This is a genomic window from Neorhizobium galegae (genome assembly GCF_021391675.1).
In the GTDB taxonomy this organism is placed as follows: domain Bacteria; phylum Pseudomonadota; class Alphaproteobacteria; order Rhizobiales; family Rhizobiaceae; genus Neorhizobium; species Neorhizobium galegae_B.
Genome location: NZ_CP090096.1, coordinates 507,396 through 531,486, shown reverse-complemented (window position 1 = coordinate 531,486; position 24,091 = coordinate 507,396). Strand labels below are relative to the sequence as shown.

The window sequence follows — 24,091 nt, the reverse complement described above, 5'->3', positions numbered from 1 at the left end:
GGTCAGGACTCCATCTTGCGGCCGAGCCGCAACTGTATGAGCGTCAGAGCCAGCAGCACGAGACCCATCAGCACCGAGGCCGCCGAGGCGAGGCCGAAAAGGCGCAGGTCGCTGCCGAAAGCCATCTGGTAGATGTACTGGACGATAAAGCTGTTTGCGGTGCCGGGGCCGCCGCCATTGGTCAGCACCCAGGCTTCGTCGAAGATCTGGACCGAGCGGATCATCAGGAGGATCAGCACGACGAGCAGGTTCGGCCCGAGAAGCGGAAGCGTGATCCGGAAAAGCGTGCGCCGTGGCGACGCCGCGTCGATCGAGGCTGCTTCGTAGAGATCCTTCGGAATGGCCTGCAGGCCGGCCAGAAGGATCAGCGTATAAAAGCCCATGTGGAACCAGACCGAAACGACCACCACGAAGAAGCGCGACCAGCCAACGTCCAGCAGGAAGATTTCCGGCGGCACGCCGAGCATTTGCAGGAAGGCGTTGAGCAGGCCGTTGCGGTCCAAAAACCACTTCCAGATCAGGCCGATGACGACCGGCGACAGCAGGACGGGATAAAAGAACATGGCCCGGAAGAAACCGCGCGCGGCCATCGCCCGGTTGAGGATGAGAGCCGTCACCAAGGCCACGAGCAGGGTCGCGGCAACGTTGAAGCCGACGAACCAGAGCGTGTTCCAGACCGCCGTCCAGAACAGGGACTCGCGGCAGCTCCCCGGACGAAGGTAGTCTTCGCACTGCAGGAGCTGGCGGAAATTGTCGAAGCCGACGAAAGGCCGCTCCGACACGAACAGGCCGGTGCCCCCGGTAAATGCATAACCGACCGCGATGGCGATGGGCAGGAAGGTGAATATGCCGAAAAGGATGAGGTTCGGCGCGAGGAACAGGTAGGGCATCCGCTTCCTGCCCATCAGCCGCTCGAACCCGTTGATCGGCGCCTCGACGATGCCCATGACGAAGTCGAGGGCACGGCCGCCGAAATCGGTCGCCTTAGGCGTGCTCATGGACATCACTCCGTTGGCTAACGGTCTGCGGCAGAGCCAGGCCACTGTCCGGATCGAAGACGTGCACCCGGCCGGATAGCGGCATGATCCGCAGAAGGTCGCCGGGCCGCGGCGCGAAATGACCGGTCTGGTGGACGATGATCTGCTCGTCCCGCCCCTCGAGCGTCCCGTAGACATAGGTCTCGGTCCCAAGGCTCTCGTGATACTGGACGACGAACGGCAATCCTTCGTCGCCGACCGAAAAATGCGCAGGTCGTATGCCGACGAGCACGGCCTGGCCTACTTTCGCCGCGGCGGGATCGATCGACGCAGTGAGCGGCGCGCCATAGCCGGCGTCGATCGTCACCCCGGCTTCGCCGACCGCCGTCACCTGCCCCTTCAGCATGTTCATCCGCGGTGAGCCCAGGAAGCCCGCCACGAAGAGGTTCCTCGGATTGTCGAAGAGTTCGAGCGGCGTTCCGACCTGTTCGATCCGGCCGGCATTGAGCACGACGATCTCGTCGGCCATGGTCATCGCCTCCACCTGATCGTGGGTGACGTAGATCATCGTCGTCCTCAGTTCGCGATGCAGCCGGGTGATTTCCGCCCTTGTCTGCACGCGCAGCGCCGCGTCGAGGTTCGAAAGCGGCTCGTCGAAGAGGAAGATATCGGGATTGCGCACGATGGCACGTCCGATCGCGACACGCTGGCGCTGGCCGCCGGAAAGCTGCCTTGGCTTGCGATCCAGATAGGGCTCGATCGCCAGCATGCGCGCCGCCTCCCCGATCCGCGTCTCGATTTCACTGCGCTTGAATTTCAGGTTTTCGAGCCCGAAGGCGAGGTTCTTGCGCACGCTCATATGGGGATAGAGCGCATAGGACTGGAAGACCATGGCGATCTTCCGTTCCGCCGGCGAAAGCTGGACGACGTCGCGCCCGCCGATCTCGATGCCGCCGGCGCTGATGTCCTCCAGCCCTGCGATGATCCTGAGGAGGGTCGACTTGCCGCAGCCGGACGGACCGACGAAAACGACGAACTTGCCGTTGTCGATCGTCAGGTCGATGCCGTGCAGAACGGTCAGCGCGCCGAACGCCTTGGTGACATTCGTAAGTTTCAGATTTCCCATTCCCTGCTCCCGTCAGGTTCAGTCACTTTATGGATGACGCTTTCGACGTTCCAGCCTTCCGGTATCGGTTGCGGCCTCTCGAAATGCGTCTCCTCGATCGTAATCCCCTCTATGCCGGCGGTAAAAAGCGCCGGCATGCCGCCCGGGTAGCCGACGAGGCCGACCACCCGTCCGTCCGCGCCCTTCGTCCAAGCATTCGCACGGCCGGCAGCGTCCGCGCTCGGTGCGATATCCGCGTTGGTCGGCCTCAGATCATAGCGAAGTCCGGTGCCGAGCGGGCCTTTTCGCTGCCGCAGTCGCAGCCGCGAAAGCCTGACGCCCTCGATTCCTGCGGCGGACGTCGAGACGAGCGCGATCGCTCCCTCCATCTGGCCGTCGAGGTCCTCGACGACGAGGTTTCGAACGGCACCGGCCCGGCGGGTGGGGATGCGATCCACCACCGTTACCGTCAGCGCTTCGCCCGATCCCCAGAAGCCGTCGAGCGTCTCGTGGCAATCGACCTCTATCCGGGAGAAGCGTATATCGGTCATGTGCCCGCCGTCGCGCGAAAACAGCCCCAATCCCCTGTTTGAATCGTGGACGCGGCAGTCCTCGAAAACGACGTCGGTGAAATCGCCGTAGGATTCCGTGCCGATCTTGAGCGCGCAGCTGTTGCTTTCGACCAGGCAGCGGCGCACGAGCACGTTTTCGCATTCTCCGATCGCCTGGCCGTCCGGTCCGGCGCTGGTCTTCAGGCAGATACCGTCATCGGCCGTCGATATGACGCAGTCCTCCACCACTGCATGCCGGCAGGCGTCGAGCACGAGGCCGTCGGTATTCGGCATGCGCCGGTTGTTCGATACCTTCACACCGCCGACATAGACGTCGTCGCAATTGACGAGGTGCAGCGTCCACATCGGCGAATCGACAATTTCCAATCGCTCGATCCGGACGCCGCGGCAGGATTCGAAGACCACCACCCGCGGGCGGAATTCCGCCGGGACAAAGGTGCCCATCGCCTCGTCGTTGCCGGCGATGAAATGTTCGCCGCCAGCCTCGATCCGTCCAGGGCCGGTCAAGGCTATATCCGTCGCGTTTCTGGCGACGATCATGGCACGGTTCGACTTCTCGGCGACAACCGAAACCGATGTCTGCTCGTAAGCCCCGTAGTCGGCCGCCGGGCGGAGGATCGCGCCACTGGCCAGATGAAGCTCGACGCCGGATTGTAGCCGCAGGCCGCGCGTATTGTGGATGCCTTCGGCAAGTTCGACGCAGCCGCCGCCGCGCGCTGCCACTTGGTCGATCGCCGCCTGAATGCGCGCCGTCTCATCCTCCTGCATGGGCTCGATGAGAAGGGACGGGAACCTGTTCATGCACCCTCCTCGCCCTCGAGCAGGACTTCGGTCAGCAGCAGCATCGTCAGCGCCTGCCCGTAAGGGGTCGGCAGGTTGGGGATCCGACGATAGAAATCCAGATCGTGCCCCATCGGTGTGCCATCCGAAACGCCCTGGACGACGCCCTCGTCATCGACCTGTGAGAGCACGGCCGCCAGCGCGCGTTCCGCATGCACCCGGTTGGAGGCATCCAGGATGCCCGCATCGATGCCGCGCAGGATGCCGTAGGCAATACCGGCCGTCGCCGATGTTTCAAGGGGAGATGTCGGGTCGTCGAGCAGCGTATGGAACATGCCGTCCGGGCGCTGCAGCCGCTTCAGCGAGCGCACCTGGCTCGCAAGCACGTTCGACAGGAAACGCTTGTCCTTTTCCTCGAGGTCGGGAACGAGCTCGAACAGTTCGGGAATGGCGACCGTGATCCAGGCGTTGCCGCGCGCCCAGAAGGCCTTGGCGAAATTGTGCCGGCCGTTGAAGGTCCAGCCGTGATACCAGAGCCCCGTGACCGGATCGGACAGATAGCGGGCATGCACCATGAACTGGTAGACGGCCTCGTCGATCCAGTCGCGACGCCCGCAGGCGACGCCTGCGCGTGCCAGAAACAGGCCGGCCATGAACAGCGTATCGTCCCAGAGCTCGCCGTCGTTCAGCCGTTCCTTGACGACGTGCTGAAAACCGCCGTCCTCGGTCTTCGGAAGCCGGTGGACGAGCCAGTCCGCCCAATCCTCGACGAGCGTGCGGAAATCCGGCCGGTCGACATGTTCGATGAGGATGGCGAGCGGCAGCATGGGTGCCGTGCTGTTGATCTGCCGCGGCGGCAGGCCCCGGCCGATTTGCCGGCCGTACCAGGCGACGAGGTCGTCGATAGCCTTCCGGTCGCCGGCGGCAAGCGCGCGGCGCAGGAAGCCGTAGAGGCCGACGCCGACTTCCCAGTCCCATTCGTCGAACTGGATACCGCCGTCCGCATCCGCACCGGCAAGGCCTTCCTTGATGCCCTTGAGGCGGCTGAACGCAACCGCGACCTGATCGATCGTCTCCTGCAGGACCGGTTTGTTGAGGGTCATCGAATCCATCGGTCGGAATGTCCTTTATGCATAAAATGGATGGGCGCCGGCGTCGGCGGTCGTGCTGTCATGGGTCAGGATCGGCACGGGCTGGTCGTGGATGAAAGGTCGCGGCTCTCCGCCGACGGTGAATTCCCCGGCATAAGCGAGCGCCAGTGTTTCGCGGTCCGGCGGCGAAAGGCTCAGCACCTTGCTATCGGTGTCGAACGAGACGGAGGTGGCGCGGATACGTTCGACGAAACGATGGAAAGCGGCTTCGTCGCCCGCGCCCACCACGGCCGCCCAGCCGGTGAGGACACCCTCGGAGCGCACCTCGCGTCCGGCGGTCGCTCCATCGGTCACGAGTTCAAGGCCGTTCGTGGCGTAGAGCGCCGCGAAACCCCGGCCCGAGCGGGTGATGAGCCAGTTTCCGTCCATGACGACCTCGTCGAGGCCGTCGCGTCCTAGATAGGCATGGGTCCAGGCATGGCGCGTGCCTTCGGTGTCGGCAATCAGCAGGGCGACGTCGCGATATTGCATGACGCGGGGGAGAACGCCGTTGCCGGCCCAATAGGAGGGGCGTTGCGTGCCCCAGGGGTCGTCTTCGCCGGGATGGTTCACCCAGAGCCTCGCCATCGGATGGCCCGCAAGCCGAATGTCGAGCACATGCTGCTGATGCCCCCGCCGGCCCGTCTTGTGATCGACCACGGTCGAGAGCTGCGAGGCTTCCGTCTTGAAGAGCACGAGCTTGCCGCTTTCGAGCCCCTGCGCATAACGCGCCTCGATCGAGCGTCCGCGCGCCAGCTGGGCAAACTCCGGCAGGTCGGCCGGCGGCGCGTAGGAACCGGCGCAGAACATCGGCAGCGAAGCGACGCCGCCGTTCAGCCAGCCGCTGCCGAATGCCACGCGGGCGAATGGCGCCAGCTCCGTGAGAGGCCCGGCCCGCAGCTCCTTGTCGTAGGCCCGCCCCTGCGAGCCGGCCGGAACGCCCGCCAGCGTGTGCAGCGCGATCATCCGGAAGATCAGATCCAGCTGATGGCGGGCACGCGGGGCGATATCGTCTCCGCCCCAGCGTTCGAGAGCGAGCAGACCGATGAAATCCACCGGATAATAGGCTGCGGAATTCCATTCGGCGAGGCCGTGGGCCTCGACGCTGTCGAACCAGCGCCGAAGCCGCTCTTCCGCCAGTTGCGCCTGCTCGCGTCCCGCCCTGCCCGATGCGGAGAACACGGTATCCGGCATCAACCTGCCGGCGATCAGCTGGCTCGTGTGGAAGCACAGGACGTGGTTCTCGCTCCAGAACCACATGACGTCGTTGCCTGGCTCGTCCACCCAGTAGCGGTAGCCGGCGACGGAGGCGCGGATGTTTGCCGTCGTCTGCGGTGACAGGACATGCTGATATTCGCCGAGGAGCCAGAGGAGCGGCACCATCACGAAATCGGAACAATCCTCCCGGCGGTCGATGACCTCGAGCGTGGCGGCGATGATCCTGTCCATCGCCTGGCGGTCGATCTCGCCGGTTGCAGCCATGGCAAGCACGCGGCCGATCCGCTCGGCGCCGAAACGGGCGCTGAAGATCAGCGCCTCGCGCTTGCGCTCGGCAAGCGTGGCGGCGGCTTGCGGCAGGACGAGGCCGCTCATGAAGGCGGCGTCGATATGGCGGGCGACGGCGGCGGCGCCGGATCCGATCTTCAGCCTGATGCCGTGATATCCGTCCGGCAGGCCTTTGATTGCGGCAGCGACAAGCCGTGTCTCGCCGGCACCCAGCGTCAGGTCCGCCTTCGCCAGCACGGCCCGGTCATGGCCATGGCTGTAGACCTCGATGCCGACGGGCAGATCGGCCCCAGGCGGGGTGTCGAAGAGGATTTCCAACGGGCGGTCGACGAAAACGTCGGCCGCGGGGCGGATGGCGCGCGCTAGGAGCTCCAGCCGCCGGACTTCCTGCCGGTCCAGCACGGTGGGCAGGGCGATGTCCAGGGGTTGGGTATCGGCCAGTTCCAACTCGAAGAACCAGATCGTGTCCCTTTCCGCCAGGTCTTCGGTCAAGAGAAGGATGTCGTTGTCGCCGGCCTTCAGCGCCAGGACGATCTCGGTCTCGCTTTCGACGTTGCGCCGGAAGGGCTCGAACCGCACCTGTTCCTCGCCATTCACCCAGATCCGCACGCCGCCGCAGGTTCTCAGCCGCATCGGCACATGGCGGACGGCCTCGGCGCGGAAACTGCCGCGCAGCCAGCGTCCGACATGGATGGGCACGTGCCAGAAGCCGGTGAACTCGACGCGGCGGTTCGGCCCCGGCAGGTTCAGGGAGGCCGGTTTCCAGTCGTGCTCGGCACGAATTTCCCGCCCGATCATCTGTGCCTGGAAGGCTTTTCTGCAAGGCAGGTCGCCGACATCCACGAAGCCGTTGATGAAGCGATAATCGACGCGATCTTCCGCCGGCGCCGGTTCACCTGGAAAATACGTCTGGCGCAAATCCGAGACGACCCACGCGGTGAAGGTTTCGCCGGGAGCGACATGATAGCTGGCGCCGTCCGAACGACCTGCGGCTGCAGGTGAATGCTCCATGACTGCCTCCCTCAGATCATGAAAATATTTTCATAAATTGAAACTCGCAACGTCAGCTTTGTGAGCAGTTTCGAATTTAGGGCGACAAGACAGCTTGACGTTTGGATTGTCAAGCTTCAAAAAGGAGAAATTCGAAGGAAAATCCGAAAGGAAATCTTTCGAATTGTGAAAATATTTTCATTGGGAGGATGAAAAATGCAGAGACTTCTATCCGGGATAAGTGCGTTCGTATTCTCGGCCTTCGCTCTTTCGGGCGCGGCCATGGCGGACGCCAAGACCATTACTTTCTTGTTCACCGACGACGACCAGGGCTACGTCGAGCGCATGGCCGCCTTGAGCAAGGAATTCGAGGCGTCACATCCCGACGTCAAGGTCAATTTCGTGTCTTCCGGCTATGATGCGGTGGTGAAACAACTGCCGGTCCAGTTGGCGGCAGGTAAGGGTCCGGATCTGGCCAAGATCACCGATTGGCAGCTCGCGCCCTATTATCTCGACATGCGTTCCCACATGAAGGACCCGGACGCCTTCGCCAAGCTCCACGGAGACAGCCTCAACCAACTCCGCCTGCCGAATATCAACGACCCGAAATCGATCAACGGCTACGTCGCGTCACAGACGCTGAACCTGCCGTTCGTCAACAAGACCTTGTTCGAGCAGGCCGGCGAACCGCTGCCCGGCCCGAAGGCCACGCTCAAGGAGATCGTGGAAGCCTCCGCCCGCGTCGCAAAGGCGACGGGCGCGCAGATCCCCTTCACCATGGACCGGTCGGGCCACCGTTTTTCCGGCGGCGCCTATTCCTACGGCTCGGTCTACGTGAAGGACGGCAAGTTCAATTTCCCGGATGCAGGCGCCCGCAAATATATCGCCGACCTCTATTCCTGGACCCAGAACGGCAGTTTCCCGAAGGAAATGTGGGGGGCAGCCGGCGGCTCGCAGTACAAGAACATGGGCGATGAGTTCGTCAACGGCAATGTCGTCACCTACCTCGCCGGCAACTGGATGGTGAACCCCTTCCAGAAGAAGATCGGCAACGCCTTCCAGTGGACGGCGATCAACGCACCCTGCGGCGATGCGGGTTGCTATGCGATGCCGGGTGCGACGGCAATCGTCGGCTTCAAGCGCACGGAACATCCCGAAGCCGTGGCGCAGTTCATCGAGTTTCTCGGCTCCGAGAAGGTGCAGCGCGAAATCGCCGAGACCTATGTCATCCTGACGGGAGCGGACATCAAGAACCCGCAATACAAGATCTCCAGCGACGACGCCAAGGCATCCATGGCGGTGTTTCTGGACAACAAGAAGAACGTTCCGCAGGCCGCGCGCGATTTCGAACGCATGAAGGGCGGGACGGCGATCTACCAGCAGATCGTCCAGCGCATGAGCCAGCTCATCGTCGGCGAATTGAGCCTGGAGGAAACCTACAAGAACCTCGAGGCAGATGCCGGCAAGATCAACGAGGCGCTGGCGGTAAAGTGACGATCCGGCATGTCGGGTGGCGACCCAACCCGGCATGCCTTACCAAAGACCTGAGGTGGGAAGCGCTTTGATCTGGCGGCAGGTGCTCGGGTGCCTGTCTCTCAGACTGAACGGCTAAAGGCCCGCCCGGGCATCAATCTCCAGGGACCCGGCAAAGAAGGCGCTCTGTCCCGCCAGCCGCCCCCAGGCCGGCTCACCCGGCTGCGGCGCCGACGGTGGTCATTCCGACTGCCAGCAAAGCGATGATGATCAACAGCCACCGCGCCTGATACACGCTCTCTTCCATCTGAACCTCCTTTTCGAGACGCCACGAACCCGCGATTGCGGTCCAAGTTCCGCGTTCGCGACCTTTTCCTCATTGCACCGGACCTTGGTCGATGTCGCCCATGGCCTAAGGTCTAAGCCTGGATGGGACTGAAGCCTGAGGGCGGGAACACGCGCCGTCGGAAGCCAGTTTTCTCCACAGCTTCGGAAACGCTGTTCGCGGTCGGAAGCATGTGGAAACTCAAGGAGATAAGACATGAACATTGTTACACGCGCGGCGTTTGCCGCGGCGCTTCTCGCGGGCACCACTCTGTCTGCCTTCGCCCAGACCAGCAGCACGGTCGGCACCGGAGGCACCAGCGCCGGCGGCGGCACCTCCAGCAGCACGGTCGGGACGGGCGGCAGTTCTGCCGGAACGAACTGCGCCCCCGGCACGACCAACTGCGGCTCCGGTTCCGCCTCGACCCTGGGCACCGGCGGTTCTTCCGCAGGCGGTGGCCAGTCCAGCAGCTCGGTTGGCACCGGCGGTTCGGCGGCAGGATCCGGCAGCGGCTCCGGCTCGGCATCCACGCTCGGCACCGGTGGCACGTCCGCAGGCGATGGCCAGTCCAGCAGCTCCGTTGGTACCGGCGGTTCGGCGGCAGGTTCCGGCAGTGGGTCGGGCTCCGCTTCGACGCTCGGCACCGGCGGCACCTCGGCCAAGGACGGCATGTCGACCAGCTCGGTCGGAACCGGCGGCAGCTCGGCTGGCGCGGCCGGCTCTGAACATGGACAGGGCAAGAAGGCATGTCCTCCGGGCCAGGCCAAGAAAGACGGCGCTTCCTGCTAGTCCCATCCATCGGACGAGGGCGGATAGCTCCGCCTTCGTCCTATCAATAGGAGAGCCGAAATGACCTCGGCATCATTCGCATACAAAGGCACGTTCGCACTGCCGCTGATCCTGGCGACCATTACCGCGATCTCGGCCTTTGCCACCGAAACCATCAAGCTTGACGACGGCACGACCTGTACCGTCATCGAAAGTACAGGCTCGATCGCCAACGGCACGTCCACATCGGTAACCGCAGGCGGCGGCAGCGTATCGTCCTCGACGACAATCGACGGCAAGACAACGACGATGCATTCGGGCGGTGGCTCGGCTTCGTCCAGCGCCGGCTCGTCCGTCACAACCGGCACGGCCGGCAATCAGGCATTTTCGACGGCAAGCGTCACCAGGCCTGATGGAACGGTGATCACCCGCCGGTCGGACGGCACCTGCGACGTCACCAAGCCTCGGAAATGAAGGAGATAGACATGTCGAAGAAAATATCCCTGGCGTGCCTTGTGCTTATGGCCACGGTCGCCACCACACCCTTGCTTGCACAGGACTGCAAATCGGCCGGCACGGTCGGCTCCGCCGGCAGTGCCGCCGCAGGCGGCACATCGGCAAGCACACTCGGCACCGCCGGAGCCTGTCAGACCGACGATGGCACGACAGCCTCGATCGGCTCTGGGGGCAGTGCGGCGACGGCCGATGGCAAAGCCAGGAGCCAGACCAAGATCAACGAGAACCCGAACCAGCTGAAAGCGCAGTCGAAGGCGCAGGCCATGGACCAGGGCACCTTCAGCAAATCGCAGACGAAAACGCGGGTCAAGGGTGATGAGCTGCAAAGCAAGACGCGCAGCATGTCCCACGTTCCGGGGCAGAAGCCGGTCAAAAGCACCACTGACAGCAGCGTGGTTCTGCCGCAGCAGTGACCTGGAAAACGACGAACCGGCTCCCACGAAAGAGCGGGAGCCGGAGCCTTCGGCGGCAAGCGGATGATCCCCAGGTGTTTAGTCCGCCGCCGCTTACGAATTCTGCCGTTCAGCTCGCTGATTGGAACTGAATGCCGGCTGGCGGCTTTAAAACCGCACAGACTTCGGAGGATGAAGATGGACGAAAATACTTTTACGCAACTGAGCACCATAAGCCAGCAGCTGCACAAGCGCTCCCTCGCGCTGTCCCACCAGGGGAAGGATGCTGACCTCGCAATGCTGATGTCGGCCCAGGCCGTGACGATGGAAGCGGTCAAATCCCTCGGGGAAGCTTTGAACAGGATCAATGGGCCGATTGGGCTTGGGGCAGCGGGAGACTAGGCGGCGCGTCTTGCTGTCCTACTTCGTCCACTCCTTTTTCAGTGCCTCGCAATGCCGGCCGGAACTTTCTAACGCCCCGGCAGGTTGGGCTTTCAGGAGGAGAACGAGATGCACCGCAAACCCGACCACCAACATGAACTGGCGTTTTACATCGGACTGAATGCAGCGCTTGGCTGCCTGATCATCGCCAGCGTCCTGCTTGCGGCAGCGGCCTGAAGACGAGCTTGATCCTGGGAGCCGTCGACCGCTCGCAGAGCGCAATCATGACCTGCCGGCATCGGGCGAGGAACTCTTCTTCAATCAGCCTGTTGGAGCCTTCATGAACGACACGTCCAGAAAAGTCGGCAACAACATGATGAAATTTGTCACCGCCATTCTAGCGGCCGCACTTGTCATCGGTGCGGTCTATTTCTTTTTCCTGACCCCCGGCGAGCCCACGAGTTCTCAGACACCGCCGTCTCCGCACGCCATCGACCAGAGTGATCGACGATGAAGCCACCCCGCTGCGCCTTGCGGCCTAGCGGGGGAAGATGATGCGCAGGCCGTTCAAATTGCCGCGTTCCGGGTTTCAGACCGGTAACCACCCCGCCAGCTAAACCCACACGCATTCTTATCATATGATAATTTTGACAAAAATTCGCATCAGAACGATACGCCGAGGAAACCCGAAAGATGCCCGACCGGATTCCGGTATATGACACGCGTACCCGCCACGGTTCATTGCTGGTCAGAAGACGTCCCCAGCCGGACATTCGTCTCGCTGGAAAGGGCATTGGCCTATTGCAGAAAGAATATCAGCGAGCTTCCGGCCATCGAGCTCTTCGTTCATTGCGGCCAAATCCCCGAGCCGATCATCAGCGGTGAGGAACTCGCAGCCCTGATAAAGACAAAACGGCGCAACCTGATCTGACGGAGCTTGTTTGAGCGCAACGCGGACGGGATCTGCGACGCAGGTGACGATGTGCCTCTGGCAGAAGGTCGGCTTGCAACATCAAAGATGACTGGCTTTATCTTGTTAAAACCAGCAGGAACGGCTATTCGCCATGGCAGACTTGAACCAGGACCTGCCATGCTCACGCTAAAATCCACCTTGACCGCGCTGTTGATCGCGACCGCATCCAGCTTCACTGTTTCCTCGGCATTCGCCTCGACGAAATATCCCCTCACCATCGAAAACTGCGGCGCCCAGGTCAGTTTCCAGAAGGCGCCCGAGCGGGCAATCGGGCTTGGCCAGAACAGCGCGGAAATCCTGCTGCTGCTCGGCCTCCAGGACAAGATGGCCGGCACCGCCTTCTGGCCGAGCAAGGTTTTGCCGCAGCTTGCCGAAGCCAATGCCAAGGTCAAGCTTCTGAGCGTCGAATTCCCGACCTTCGAATCGATCCTGGCGGAGAACCCGGATTTCGTGGCGGCCGCTTTGCCGAGCCTGGTCGGCCCGAGCAGCAAGGTCGCCAAGCGTGAGGATTTCGACAAGGTCGGCGTTCCGAGCTATCTCTCGCCCAGCACCTGCCTCAGCACCAAGGAGGTCAAGGACCAGTACGGCAGCCGCGCCCAGCTTTGGAACATGGACCTGCTCTACAAGGAAATCGACGAACTATCGCAGATCTTCGATGTCGCTGATCGCGGCCAGGCATTGATCGCCGACTTCAAGGCGCGCGAAGCCAAACTCCGCTCCAGCGTGTCGAAGGACGGCAAAAGCCTCTCCTACGTCTTCTGGTTCTCCAGCCCCAGCCCGTCGGCCGATGCTTATCTTGGCGGCAAGAACGCAGCGTCCGGCTTCATCGCCGATGTGCTGGGCGGCCGCAATGCCGTTACCGCCGAAGCCGAATGGCCGACACTCGGCTGGGAAAGCATCATCGCTGCCAATCCGGACGTGATCGTCGTCGCCAATCTGGACCGCAACCGCTGGGAACTCGACAAGCCGGAAGCAAAGATCAAGTTCCTGACCACCGATCCGGCCGTCAGCCAGATCACCGCCGTGAAGAACAAGGCAATGGTGGTGATGGACGGTCAGGCCATGAACCCGACCGTGCGGACGATCTATGGCGCCGAACAAGTGGCCGAACAGTTGAAGGCCATCGGTCTTCTGAAGTGACGGAAAAGCGCGGCTCCCTTCAGCAGCTTTTCGCCTTCGCGGCCGTGCTGGTGGCTTCGCTTGCGGCCATCGGTCTCGTTGTCGGCATAAGCGTCGGGATCGGCGATCTGCCGATCCCGCTCGCGACGACCTTTTCTGCGGTTGCCAATCGGCTGGGATGGACGGCGGTAGGGCTCAACCGTATCCATGAGACGGTCATCTGGGACTACCGTCTCAGCCGGGCGCTGGTCGCGGCCTTTTGCGGTGCGGGCCTCGCCCTGTCGGGAGCGATCATGCAATCGCTGCTGCGCAACCCGCTGGCCGAACCCTATGTTCTCGGTATCTCCGCCGGCGCGTCCACCGGAGCCGTCGCGATCGTCATCCTCGGTGTTGGCGCAGGCACGGTTTCACTATCGGCCGGGGCTTTTGCCGGCGCCTTCGCCGCCTTCTTCTTCGTGGCTCTGCTATCCAACGGCACGCGCGGCGGTGCGGACCGCACCATTCTTGCCGGTGTCGCCGCTTCGCAGCTCTTCAACGCCTCGACCTCCTACATCGTCACGACGTCGGGCAATGCCCAGCAGGCGCGCGACGTGATGTTCTGGTTGCTTGGCAGTTTCGGCGGCGTGCGCTGGCCGGAACTGACGCTGGTCTCGATCATCGTCGGCATCGCGCTGGTGGCCTGCCTGCTTTATGCCCGCGTGCTCGACGCCTTTGCCTTCGGCGATGAAGCGGCGGCGTCGCTCGGTGTCAATGTCGCGCACGCACGCATCGTGCTTTTCGCCCTGACGGCGATGATGACGGCGACGATCGTCAGCATGGTCGGCTCTATCGGCTTCGTCGGCCTTGTCGTACCGCATGTGGCGCGGTTTGCGGTCGGACCACTGCATGTCCGCTTGCTTCCGGCCTGCGCCGTCGTCGGTGCCGTTTTCATGGTGGTGGCGGACATTGCGTCACGCACCCTCATCCCACAGCAGGTCCTGCCGATCGGCGTCGTCACCGCGCTGGTCGGCGTGCCCTTCTTTTCGATCATCCTCTACCGGTTCCAACGCGCGTCATGAGCATCAAGACCGAGAACCTCACCTGGAAAATTGGCCGGAAGACCGTGCTCGACGGGGTTTCGTTCGAGGCACAGCCGGGCAAGACGCTCGGCCTGCTGGGACCGAACGGTTCGGGAAAGACGTCTCTCCTGCGTCTGCTCGCGGGTCTGAAACTGCCGCATTCGGGTTCCATCATGCTCGAGGGCAAGGATCTCAAGACAATCGGGCGGCGGTCGATCGCAAAGCGAGTCGCCTTCGTTGAACAGCACGCCACGACCAATGCCAATCTGAGGGTCGTCGATGTGGTGAAGCTCGGGCGGTTTCCACACCGGTCGATATTCTCCGGCTGGTCGCTCACTGACGACGAAGCGGTCGAGACCGCTCTTGCGCGTGCCGGCATGGCCCACAAGCGCAACGACCGCTGGCAGTCCCTTTCCGGTGGCGAAAAGCAGCGGACCCATATCGCAAGGGCGCTGGCGCAATCGCCGAAGGAACTCATCCTCGACGAACCGACCAACCATCTGGATATCCAGCATCAGATCGGCCTGATGCGGCTGGTTTCCGGCCTGCCGATGACGAGCATCATCGCGATTCACGATCTCAACCATGCAGCGATGTTCTGCGATGAGCTGATCGTCATGCAGAACGGCAGGATCGTCGCGTGCGGGGCACCGGAAGAGGTGCTGACCGAAGCTCTGCTCAGGGACGTGTTTTCCGTCGAAGCACGGGTAGAAGCCTCGCCGCACCATTCACGACCCCATATCCATTACCTCGTCTGATCCCCCCTACGACAGAGTTCCGACCGCACAGTCCGCGCCATGAGAGCCGAAGGCCGTTGCGCGAACGTCCACTGGAACAAACAAACCCTTGTCATTGTTGTTGGTCATCCGGAACCGGAGGGCCCGACATGAAACGTCTTCTCATCACGGCAGCGGCCGTTCTTTCGCTGTCGGCCAACCTGACACTCGCGCAGGAAACTCCTAACGCGTCTCCCAGTACCCCGCCACAGGCTGAGCGGGATCGCGCCTCGAACGCGCCGCCGCCCGGTCCTCAGGAACCGGCCGCTGACAGGGACGGAGACGAGTGGCGGATGCCTCCGATGGCGGACCGTCGACCACCACGGGAGCGCGGAGCGCGTTTCCGCATCGAGAACGGGCGAACCACGATCGACCTGCGCTGCGCCGACGGCGAACCCACAAAGGATTGCGCGGATCTTCTCCTGCAGGTGCTGGACCGGCTGGAGCGAGGAGCGTCGTCGGACGATTCCGACTCTCGCGACGACGGCCGGAACCGCTCGCGTTATCGCTGAGGCCGGCTGCCAGAAGGAAACCGGGCCTGTCCTTGTTCAAACCTCCTCGCCGCAACTCTCATGGAAGGAGCCTTTCGGGACTTGAGCAGACGTGCGCAAACGCCGCCCTCGAGCAAATGTACATAAGCTGAAGCTTAGATGAATGCGGACTTCAGCAACGGTTCAAGGATCGCGCCGCAATCTGTCAGCGTGTGCACTCTGGAGGAAACCGATGCGCAGGATAGTCTTAGCGGCCAGTTTGATCGCAGCTTGTCTTTTCGGAGGCGCGGCAAATGCCATGCCGATCGGAACCATTGCCGTGCCGGCAAAACCAACCGCCGAGAAGGTCGATTGGGCTTGCGGCCGCGGTTACCACCTGAACCGGTGGGGCGATTGCCGCCCCAACCGCTGGCGGCCGCCGCCGCCCCGCTACAGCGATCGGTGGGATCGTCGGGATCGATGGGACGACCGAGGACCGCCTCGCCGGGAATGGCGAGGCCATCGCGACTGGCGCGATCACCGGGATTGGCGTTGATACGGGAAAGCCCTTCTGCTCTGCAGAGGGGCTTTTTCTCGATGCCAAGCTCTGCGACACGCTTGGCTGAGCCCAGTGGCGCCTGATGCGGACACTATCCACTCCACGCGAAAGCCGGGGTTGCGACGACAGGGGTTGAATTTTAGCTTCATCTAACGAACAATTGCCGCTTGGGAGCGTTGTATTGTTAGGAGGAAGCGTCATGAAAAAGGATGCCGATCGGCAGGTCAGAATTCCTGGGCCACGCGACCACGACGTCGCTGAACACTGCCGTAAAAACGGAATGCGGCTGGAGGACGAAAAGAAGATGTTAAGGCTCTTGGGAAAGCACGCGCCGGTGCACGAGATCCACTCGAACTCGCCGCCACGACCGCCGCGATTCCGCTAGGCGCCAATAACGCCTGCAAGCGCTACAGCCCCATTCCCGCCGGTCGCGTCCGATGCACCCCTTTGGGAACGAAGGCGAAGTTTTCAGCCAGGCCCAACAGGTCCGCGGCAAGATGCAGGGTCGAAAGCCACATTTCCGTGCCCTGCAGGCTTCCTGTCTGACCGTCAGCGAAGGCAAAGCCCCTTTTCGCCTGCCACCGGTCCGGCGAACGCAAGATGATGTCCTCAGCCACTGCTTCCGCCTGGCCGCGCATGAAATCCGTCTGCTTGAGGCACAACCAAAGCGGATGGATCGTATCGAGCAGATTGCAGGCCGTATAGGTTGGGCCGGAAAAACCGCTGCTGTTTCGATAGTGCGCCATGACGGAATTGATCGCGGCTTCAGGGAAAGGGACCGGGATGCCGAACTGGGCATGGGCTCCGCGGGTGAGGCGGTAAAAGCCGTTTACCGGCTGCAGGAGGCCTTGTTCCGCGGTCGGCTTTCCCCACAGCCCGATCGAACGATCGATATGGGTCGAAAGCCAGCCAAAGAGGATTTCCTTCCCCCTGCCGCTCCTGAAATACCGGGCGTTGAAATAAAGCGCGGTAGCGATAGCGTCCACCCGGTCGCCGCACCACCATGCGCGGCTGCTCCAGGGCAAGGCCTCCAACCAGTCGCAGAGCCCGACCGCGTCCATCTCGACGCCGGAGATCGGGTGGGAGGGATGCGCGCCGAGTATCTCCAGCGCATAACCGACCGCCAGCACGTTATAGAGAGTGAGGGAGTCATCGCGGATATTCTTCGCAGGGTCAGGTAGCCGAAACGGATCGGGGAAAAAGCCGGTCGCCGAGTCTTGCAGCGCCTGAAGGCGATCGACGATCGCCTTCGCCCCGTTCCCGGAAGGCTGTTCCCCAAAACCCGCGGCAATCTCGATCGCATCGCATTCATGCCTGACGCTCATGCGCGCAACACCGTCGGCATCCGTCGACCGATAACCGCCGGGCGTCAGATGCCGTTCCCGCACATCTCGCCACTCGGCTTCCGCCATCTTGCTGATCTGCAGCAGCGCCTGCTCGACCTCGGCCCGGCGCGATTTTCCCGCCGCTGCCGTTTCCCCGCGACGGCGCACGACTTTGGCCGGCACTCCCGCCGCGATCGCCAGATCTGGAATGTCCTTGGTGACAACCGCACCGGCGGCGATAACGGCACCCCTCCCGATCGTCACGCCGTCCAGAATGACCGCATTGGCACCGATCCACACATCATCGCCGATCGTAATGCCGAGTGTCTCGTGAGGCTGATCGTTGATCGGTATGTCCGGATCGTCGAAGCCATGATTGAAGCCGACGATCGAAACGAGCGAAGCAATACGCACACCGTTTCCGCACCGGACCTTTCCGGAGATGCATGCGTAGGGGTTGACCGAACAATTGGAGCCGAGTTCCACGTCTCCACGCACGAGCGCGTGCCCCGCAATCCAGGAACGATCGCCGAGGATCAGAGAGGATGTGAAAATGCGCGCGTCGCTTGCGATATAGGCAGTATCTGCGATCCGTGCTCCGGCGGACTGCGCCAGTTTTTCCTTCAGCCTCTTTTGGAGATCGCCCTGGATATCCGCAGGCCCGCGCTCCCAGGTGAGAAATTGCAGCCTGGCTTCCCGATCCATCTTGGATTCGGAAACTTCTTGATCTGTCCGCATTTCGTCACTCGTTTTGCACGCCGGCTCCATGCTCGGAAAAATGCCGACGGGGGATCAGAATTCGGTGGGCCGATGTCATCATACCAATTTTTGACATTCGGCAAATTGAGGAAATACAGCAGACGAATTTAACCGTCCAGCTTTTGTTTTCGACCTCCGCCGGCGCTGATCGATGCCTCTCAAGATAAATGGAATTCACTCCCGCATTGATATGGCCCCGAATTTGTCATACACGTGTGATGAATACGGCGCGGACGCGTCGCGTCGTTGCAGCGGGGATTGAGCGTGACAACCCAGACCAAGGATCGGAACAAGGGACCGGGATCGCTGGTGTCACGGGTCGGGGAAAGCCTTCGGACCGCAATTTCCAGCGGTCAGTATTCGCCCGGCGACAAACTCCCAAGCGAAGTCGAACTGACGGAAACGCATGGCGTAAGCCGTACGGTAGTTCGGGAAGCGGTCGCTGCGCTCAGATCGGACGGGCTTGTCGAAGTGAGGCAGGGCGCGGGAATTTATGTTCTCAGCCAGGAGACCTCACCTCCCTCCGGCCGGAAAATCGACCGGGCGCGCGTCTCGTCCGACCTGGAGGTGCTCGAGGTGCGGGCTCCGCTGGAGATCGAGGCTGCCGGTCTGGCGGCGATGCGCCGGTCTCCGGCGCAGGAAGAGGCTATCTTCGATTGTCATCGGCATATTCTGCAATGCATCGAGCAGAACGAATCGATCCGCGAGGCGGATCTTGCGCTGCATTTCGCCATCGCCGACGCCACGAACAACCCACTGTTCCGGCAGCATCTGGAATTTCACGGCACCGCGGCCATTCCGCAATCGAGGGCCACGCCCGGCGAACGGTCCGGAGAACAGACCGCCTACCGCCGCATGATCCATACGGAACATGAAGCAATCGTCGTGGCGATCTCGGATCGCAACGAGGAGGCGGCACGCAATGCCATGCGCGACCACCTGAGAGGAAGCCAGATCCGCTACCGGGATGTGCTGAGGGATTTCAAAGCGTTTTCCAGCTGATGCCGCGCAGGTCAGCCGCATGGCCGGCCCGGCTCTTAGGCCCCAATCCGTGAAACAGCACCGAAGGTTTGCTCCTTTTGAAAAGGCGGCAAGCGCCTGACTTTACTTGCAAACTCGCAACGAGGGCGGGGGCATCATCGGCGCCGATCGTGACCCCACCCGATCTGCATTTCATCTCAGTAGGTCAAGGATTTACGGGCCCGGTCATAGGGGGAAACCTTCGGCGCTGATTCACAGACAGCCCGGCGAGAAGCGGGGCATGGGCGGCGAGCCGGTGGGATACGAACTCCGTGATGAGCTGCACGCGCTTCGTCTTGCGTGTCTCCCCCTGTGTGAGGAGCCAGAGCGTTCCGTACATGTGCCGCTCGGTGCCCGGCACCCTCACCAAAAGGGGGTCGGCATCTCCGACGAAGCACGGCAGCGTCGTGATCCCCAGCCCTTGTCGTACAGCAACGATCTCCGCCGCGGCGTCCGTGACCCTGAAGGGGACCCCCGTGGTGTGAACCTCACCTGCGCTCGCCCACTCCGGAATGCCATGCATGCTGATGACGATCCACCGAATGGGATCAGGCGCGCCCGCACGCCATGCGGCCAGTCGATCGCGAGATATGTAGACGCCGCCGAACACCTCGGGTCCCTTCAGGCCGTGAAGATTGAGCGGCAGCGTTTTACGGTCGTAGACCACGCGGATGGCGACGTCGGCCTCCCTGTTGGTCAGGTTTGCCAGTTCGCCGGACGACAGGATTTCCATCTCGATGTCCGCATGCAGGCGCGCGAAATCGGCGAAGTCGGGCATGAGCAGGTGTGTCGCGAGGATCGGTGTCAACGTCACCCGGAGAAGCCCGCGCACGCTCTGATCGCGCCCGAAGACGCGTGTCTCCAGCTGCTGCGACGAAACTTCCATCTGGACGGCGAACTCGAGAACCTCCTCGCCCGCAGCCGTCAGGCGGTAGCCCGACGGCTGCTTTTCGAACATCTGCGCGCCGAGGCGTTCCTCGAGCTGAGCGATCCGTCGCAGCACAGTTGCATGGTTCACTCCGAGGCCCTTGGCGGCGGCCCGCACGGAGCCTCCCCGTGCGGCGGCAAGAAAGTAGCGAACGTCATCCCAGTCGATCATGGTGCATTCCAGCACCGTTCGGTGCGCTTCCCAAGCTGTACGGAGCGTACCATACCGCAGCATGGCCAAGCGTCATAGCGGCGCCAGCGTACATCGAAACGTCTTGCGGCGAGGCGGGACACAGTCACCGGCGCTCGGCCGGATCGATTATGCACCACCGATGTGCGAACTCACGCACTCTCAGAACGACGGGAAAAGGACCATCTTCAGGCTCAGACGGCGCCCACGAACAATGAACGCGGAGCCAGAAACAGAAAGATGGATGACATGAACAGACTGAACGGAAAGACGGCCGTGATCACCGGGGGCGCCACGGGCATCGGCCTTGCTGCGGCCAAGCGCTTCATCGAGGAAGGCGCCTTCGTCTTCATCTACGGCCGCCGGCAGGAGGCGCTCGACGCCGCCGTCGCCGAGCTCGGGCCGAATGCCCGAGCGGTGAAGGGCTCAGTCTCCGATCCGGCCGACCTCGACCGTCTCTACACGGCGGTGAAGGCCGAGCGCGGCACCCTCGACATCGTCTTCGCCAATGCCGGGGCGGGAGGCCCGCTTGCGCTCGGCAAGATCACCGCCGAACACATCGACGAAGCCTTCGACACCAACGTGAAGGGTACGATCTTCACGGTCCAGCAGGCCCTGCCCCTGATGGGTTCGGGCGGTTCGATCATTCTGACCGGATCGAGCGCCGGAACCACCGGCGCCCCGGGGTTCACCGCCTACAGCGCCAGCAAGGCGGCCGTGCGAAACCTCGCGCGCACCTGGGCGGAGGACCTGAAGGGCACCGGCATTCGGGTGAACGTGCTGTCCCCGGGGGCGACGGCGACCGAACTCGCCAAGGAAGCTCTGGGCGAAGAGGGCCAGAAGGCTTACGGCGCGATGACTCCGCTCCAGCGCATGGCCGATCCGGCGGAGATCGGGGCCGTGGCCGCCTTTCTCGCGTCGTCGGACAGCAGCTTCATGACAGCCAGCGAAGTCGCCGTCGACGGCGGCCTGGCGCAACTCTGACGCCGGCGCGGTTCCGCGCCTAGCTCAAACACAGCGAAGGAAAAAAGATTATGAAAGCACTCGAAGGTAAAATCGCAGTCATCACGGGCGGAAGCAGCGGGATCGGGCTGGCGACAGCCAAGCGCTTCGTGGAAGAAGGTGCGTCCGTCGTGATCGTTGGGCGGCGCGAGAAAGTCTTACAAGAGGCCGCGGCCCTTATCGGCAGAAACGTGACAACAGTCCTGGGCGACGTCTCGCGCCTGGAAGATCTGGACCGGCTCTACGCCATCGTGAAAGAGAAACATGGTCACATCGACATTCTCTTCGCAAACGCGGGCGCAGGGACAGTCGCGCCGCTCGCAGTCGCGACCGAGGCCCATTTTGACCAGACCTTCGATGTGAACGTGAAGGGGTTGTTCTTTACGGTGCAGAAGGCCCTTCCCATCTTCAAAGACGGCGGATCGATCATTCTGAACTCTTCGGTCTCGAATGTGATGGGGCTGCCAGCGTTCAGCACCTACGCAGCAAGCAAGGCGGCTGTTCGCAGCTTCTCGCGGTCTTGGACCCAAGAGCTGAAGGACCGCAATATCCGCGTCAATACGATGAGCCCTGGCGCGATCGAGACTCCCGCCCTGGCAACAACGACCGGCCTTACCGCTGAGCAGGCCGAGCAGGCGGTCGCCCAGTTTGCTGCACAGATCCCCATGGGTCGCAGGGGCAAGCCAGAGGAAATTGCGGCAGCCGTCACCTTCCTCGCCTCCGATGAAAGCTCCTACATCACCGGCGTGGATCTCGCCGTCGATGGTGGTTGGGCGCAGGTCTGACCCGGCGTTAACACAGGATCGGAGAAGCATCATGAGCTATGCAATTATTGGCTTCGGCAAGATCGGCCACGCTCTTGCCAAGGCGTTTGCCCGGAAGGGCATCGAAGTGTCCGTGGCAACCACGCGCGACCCGACAAGCTTTGCATCCGAAGCGGCCGCGATCGGCCCCAAGGTCATTGCCAAAACACTGCCGGAAGCCGTCAAGGCGGACATCATCTTCGTGGCTGTCCGTTTCGAGGCGCACCGCGACGTCGCGAAGGCGCTGTCCACCTGGCAGGGGAAGACCATCATCGATGTGACCAACGCCTACGGCGTGCCCCCGGAAGACCTGGGAGGACAACCTTCTTCCAAGTTCGTCGCGCAGGCCTTCACCGGTGCAAAACTGGTCAAGGGCTTCAACCATTTGCTCGCTGCCACCCTTGACCAAGATCCGGCCGAACATGGGGGCAAGCGAGTCGTGTTCCTGGCGAGCGACGATGACGGTGCCGCAGAGGAGATTGCTGCGCTCGCGGAAAATCTCGGTTTCGCGCCGATCAAACTTGGCGGGCTTTCGGAAGGCGGGCTGCTTATGCAGGCGCGCGGGAACACTTGGGGTCGGCTGATCTTTCAGCACTTGGTCAAGTTCGACTGATGACCGCGACGTCCCACCAGCAGGGACGCGGCGCGATACGGTGCGACCAAGATGGAGGAAATTCCTATGAGCATAGATAAGAACGTGCAGACCGTGATGGACTTCCTCGCCGCGATCGGCCGCGGCTGCTTGAGTCATCGTTTGATCGGGGAGAAACGGTCATGAAAGTTGGGTTCATCGGCGCTGGTCGCATGGCTACGACCATCGGTCGTCATTTGATCGGCGGAGGCCACGAGGTCGCCCTGTCCAGTTCTCGGGGGCCGGAGGCGTTGGCGGGGCTCGTCGCCGATCTGGGTCCGGCCGCCAGCGCAGAATCCAAGCAGGAAGCTGCGGAATGCGATGTTGTGATCCTGGCCACGAATTGGGCGGATGCGCCGGAGGCGCTCAAGGGAACCAACTGGCGCGGCCGCATACTCGTCGACGGGACGAACGCCCACGTGGGCGATAAACCGGACATCAGCGCTGCCGGCGTAGCGAGATCGATTGCCGCGTTGGAGGGCCGCACGTCGAGCGAGACAGTCGCCGCAATGGCGCCCGGGGCCAGGCTGGTGAAGTCGATCAGTAATATGCCGATGGCTTGGATACAGGATTTCTCGCCACAGAAGCCGAAGACTGTACTGTTCGTGTCAGGAGACGATCGCGATGCCAAGGCGCTCGTGGTCGAACTTATCGATTCGACTGGCTTGGTCGCGCTCGACCTCGGCTCTCTCGCGGACGGCGGTACGATGCAACAGCTCGGCGGCCCTCTATCCGCTGTTGAATTGCACTTCGTCCGCCGGATCGTTCGGTAAGAAAAACTTGAGCCGCGTGCATTGTGAGTCAGCGAATTCGTCGCCGTTTCAGTGGGATTCAGGATGAACACCCCAAACCGATGTTTGTTCGAGAAATAGCGCGCATCGAGGACCCCCAGTTCGTGTCGGGAAAAGTCGCCGGACGTCGCGCTCGCCGTTCGATCGACGCACCGGACACCGCGTTCGCCGATCCCTTCGTCCTGATGGCCGAGGATTGGACGCCCCAGGGGATATTCCCTTTTCACCCACATCGCGGCACCGGATCGAGCGCTAACCGATCCGTGCGAAAAGGAGAAAGTCCCATGAGCATTGAGAAGAACATCCAGACCGTGGAGGACTTCTTCGCGGCGATCGGCCGCGGCGATAGGGAGGCTCTGCTGTCACTGGTCGCCGAAGACATCGAGTGGGTCATTCCGGGCGAGGACTGGCCGCTGGCCGGAACGCATCGCGGACACGCGGGGCTGGCGAATTTGCTTGAGACGTCGTCCACGTCGTTAGAAACGTCCACGGAACCTCGGGAGTTCGTGGCGCAAGGAGACCGGGTCCTCGTCGTCGGCTTCGCGAGGGGAAGGATCAAAGCGACGAACAAGACGTTCGAGGACGACTGGGTCTTCGCCATCACGGTCCGGGACGGCAGACTGACCAACATCCGGGAATATGTCGACACGCAAGCACTGGCGCGGGCCGCGCGGATGGATGCGTCCGGACCTAAGTAGAGCGGGACTCTGCGGCGATCGGGTCGGGCTAGACGGTGGATCAGCCGTAGATCGACCGCTCTCACGCCCCACCCA

General features: G+C 62.5%; 26 protein-coding genes. 19 read left to right on the top strand and 7 right to left on the bottom strand.

The features are described from left to right. Positions 1-2: 2 nt before the first annotated feature. The 5 genes from LZK81_RS25265 to LZK81_RS25245 are packed head-to-tail and all read right to left on the bottom strand — an operon-like array spanning position 3 to position 7,081. On the bottom strand, positions 3-998 hold the full coding sequence (locus tag LZK81_RS25265) for a carbohydrate ABC transporter permease (RefSeq protein ID WP_105401564.1): 996 nt from the start codon (positions 996-998) through the stop codon (positions 3-5). Then, positions 985-2,103 (bottom strand): ABC transporter ATP-binding protein, encoded by a 1,119-nt coding sequence (locus tag LZK81_RS25260; RefSeq protein ID WP_233957744.1) that lies wholly within the window; start codon positions 2,101-2,103, stop codon positions 985-987. Before LZK81_RS25260 ends, LZK81_RS25265 begins: the two co-directional genes overlap by 14 nt. Further along, positions 2,091-3,455, bottom strand: coding sequence for a glycoside hydrolase family 28 protein (locus LZK81_RS25255; RefSeq protein ID WP_233957743.1), 1,365 nt, complete (start codon positions 3,453-3,455; stop codon positions 2,091-2,093). The genes LZK81_RS25260 and LZK81_RS25255 overlap by 13 nt, the downstream gene beginning before the upstream one ends. Next, positions 3,452-4,546, bottom strand: coding sequence for a glycoside hydrolase family 88/105 protein (locus tag LZK81_RS25250; protein ID WP_233957742.1), 1,095 nt, complete (start codon positions 4,544-4,546; stop codon positions 3,452-3,454). The genes LZK81_RS25255 and LZK81_RS25250 overlap by 4 nt, the downstream gene beginning before the upstream one ends. A 15-nt stretch (positions 4,547-4,561) precedes the next feature. Continuing rightward, the gene (locus LZK81_RS25245; RefSeq protein ID WP_233957741.1) at positions 4,562-7,081 is read right to left on the bottom strand and encodes a hypothetical protein; all 2,520 of its coding nucleotides are present in this window, start codon (positions 7,079-7,081) and stop codon (positions 4,562-4,564) included. Positions 7,082-7,276: 195 nt separating this feature from the next. Between LZK81_RS25245 and LZK81_RS25240 the strand changes: the two genes are divergently transcribed. From LZK81_RS25240 to LZK81_RS25185, 13 genes are all read left to right on the top strand, one after another. Further along, positions 7,277-8,554, top strand: coding sequence for an ABC transporter substrate-binding protein (locus tag LZK81_RS25240; RefSeq protein ID WP_233957740.1), 1,278 nt, complete (start codon positions 7,277-7,279; stop codon positions 8,552-8,554). 520 nt (positions 8,555-9,074) lie between these two features. After that, positions 9,075-9,647, top strand: coding sequence for a hypothetical protein (locus tag LZK81_RS25235; protein WP_233957739.1), 573 nt, complete (start codon positions 9,075-9,077; stop codon positions 9,645-9,647). 60 nt (positions 9,648-9,707) lie between these two features. Further along, on the top strand, positions 9,708-10,100 hold the full coding sequence (locus LZK81_RS25230; RefSeq protein WP_051903798.1) for a hypothetical protein: 393 nt from the start codon (positions 9,708-9,710) through the stop codon (positions 10,098-10,100). An 11-nt stretch (positions 10,101-10,111) separates the two neighbouring features. After that, entirely contained in the window at positions 10,112-10,555 is a 444-nt protein-coding gene (locus LZK81_RS25225) for a hypothetical protein (RefSeq protein WP_233957738.1), read from the top strand. A 177-nt stretch (positions 10,556-10,732) separates the two neighbouring features. Next, the gene (locus tag LZK81_RS25220; RefSeq protein WP_046612577.1) at positions 10,733-10,936 is read left to right on the top strand and encodes a hypothetical protein; all 204 of its coding nucleotides are present in this window, start codon (positions 10,733-10,735) and stop codon (positions 10,934-10,936) included. Between the two features lie 319 nt (positions 10,937-11,255). Then, entirely contained in the window at positions 11,256-11,429 is a 174-nt protein-coding gene (locus LZK81_RS25215; RefSeq protein ID WP_233957737.1) for a hypothetical protein, read from the top strand. Between the two features lie 201 nt (positions 11,430-11,630). Beyond that, complete coding sequence (locus LZK81_RS25210; RefSeq protein WP_233957736.1) at positions 11,631-11,846, top strand: hypothetical protein; 216 nt, start codon at positions 11,631-11,633, stop codon at positions 11,844-11,846. Positions 11,847-12,005: 159 nt separating this feature from the next. Next, positions 12,006-13,028, top strand: coding sequence for an ABC transporter substrate-binding protein (locus tag LZK81_RS25205; RefSeq protein WP_037078378.1), 1,023 nt, complete (start codon positions 12,006-12,008; stop codon positions 13,026-13,028). Next, positions 13,025-14,065: a FecCD family ABC transporter permease gene (locus LZK81_RS25200; RefSeq protein ID WP_233957735.1), complete on the top strand. Its 1,041-nt coding sequence runs from the start codon at positions 13,025-13,027 to the stop codon at positions 14,063-14,065. Before LZK81_RS25205 ends, LZK81_RS25200 begins: the two co-directional genes overlap by 4 nt. Next, positions 14,062-14,823 (top strand): ABC transporter ATP-binding protein, encoded by a 762-nt coding sequence (locus LZK81_RS25195; RefSeq protein WP_233957734.1) that lies wholly within the window; start codon positions 14,062-14,064, stop codon positions 14,821-14,823. Before LZK81_RS25200 ends, LZK81_RS25195 begins: the two co-directional genes overlap by 4 nt. 128 nt (positions 14,824-14,951) lie before the next feature. Then, positions 14,952-15,353, top strand: coding sequence for a hypothetical protein (locus LZK81_RS25190; RefSeq protein ID WP_233957733.1), 402 nt, complete (start codon positions 14,952-14,954; stop codon positions 15,351-15,353). A 211-nt stretch (positions 15,354-15,564) separates the two neighbouring features. Next, positions 15,565-15,867: a GCG_CRPN prefix-to-repeats domain-containing protein gene (locus tag LZK81_RS29495; RefSeq protein WP_418936526.1), complete on the top strand. Its 303-nt coding sequence runs from the start codon at positions 15,565-15,567 to the stop codon at positions 15,865-15,867. A 202-nt stretch (positions 15,868-16,069) separates the two neighbouring features. Further along, positions 16,070-16,255: a hypothetical protein gene (locus tag LZK81_RS25185; RefSeq protein ID WP_046608080.1), complete on the top strand. Its 186-nt coding sequence runs from the start codon at positions 16,070-16,072 to the stop codon at positions 16,253-16,255. A 22-nt stretch (positions 16,256-16,277) separates the two neighbouring features. Here LZK81_RS25185 and LZK81_RS25180 read toward each other — a convergent pair whose 3' ends face one another. Next, the gene (locus tag LZK81_RS25180; protein ID WP_233957732.1) at positions 16,278-17,933 is read right to left on the bottom strand and encodes an acyltransferase; all 1,656 of its coding nucleotides are present in this window, start codon (positions 17,931-17,933) and stop codon (positions 16,278-16,280) included. Positions 17,934-18,218: 285 nt separating this feature from the next. On the opposite strand from LZK81_RS25180, the gene LZK81_RS25175 reads away from it, so the two are divergent. Continuing rightward, a complete protein-coding gene (locus tag LZK81_RS25175) occupies positions 18,219-18,956 on the top strand; it encodes a FadR/GntR family transcriptional regulator (RefSeq protein WP_233957731.1) in 738 nt (245 codons plus the stop codon). 184 nt (positions 18,957-19,140) lie between these two features. Here the strand turns inward: LZK81_RS25175 and LZK81_RS25170 are convergent, their stop codons facing one another. Then, positions 19,141-20,073 carry a LysR family transcriptional regulator gene (locus LZK81_RS25170; RefSeq protein WP_233957730.1) on the bottom strand — a complete coding sequence of 311 codons (933 nt, stop codon included), beginning with the start codon at positions 20,071-20,073 and terminating at the stop codon, positions 19,141-19,143. Positions 20,074-20,340: 267 nt separating this feature from the next. Here LZK81_RS25170 and LZK81_RS25165 point away from each other — a divergent pair, with 267 nt between their 5' ends. From LZK81_RS25165 to LZK81_RS25145, 5 genes are all read left to right on the top strand, one after another. Beyond that, entirely contained in the window at positions 20,341-21,075 is a 735-nt protein-coding gene (locus LZK81_RS25165) for an SDR family NAD(P)-dependent oxidoreductase (protein ID WP_046608092.1), read from the top strand. A gap of 50 nt (positions 21,076-21,125) precedes the next feature. Next, positions 21,126-21,878, top strand: a complete 753-nt coding sequence (locus tag LZK81_RS25160) for an SDR family NAD(P)-dependent oxidoreductase (RefSeq protein WP_233957729.1) — start codon at positions 21,126-21,128, stop codon at positions 21,876-21,878. A gap of 31 nt (positions 21,879-21,909) precedes the next feature. Further along, entirely contained in the window at positions 21,910-22,509 is a 600-nt protein-coding gene (locus tag LZK81_RS25155; protein WP_233957728.1) for an NADPH-dependent F420 reductase, read from the top strand. A 161-nt stretch (positions 22,510-22,670) separates the two neighbouring features. Next, positions 22,671-23,300 carry an NADPH-dependent F420 reductase gene (locus tag LZK81_RS25150; protein WP_233957727.1) on the top strand — a complete coding sequence of 210 codons (630 nt, stop codon included), beginning with the start codon at positions 22,671-22,673 and terminating at the stop codon, positions 23,298-23,300. A gap of 302 nt (positions 23,301-23,602) precedes the next feature. After that, positions 23,603-24,016: a nuclear transport factor 2 family protein gene (locus LZK81_RS25145; RefSeq protein WP_046608074.1), complete on the top strand. Its 414-nt coding sequence runs from the start codon at positions 23,603-23,605 to the stop codon at positions 24,014-24,016. Positions 24,017-24,091 lie beyond the last annotated feature (75 nt).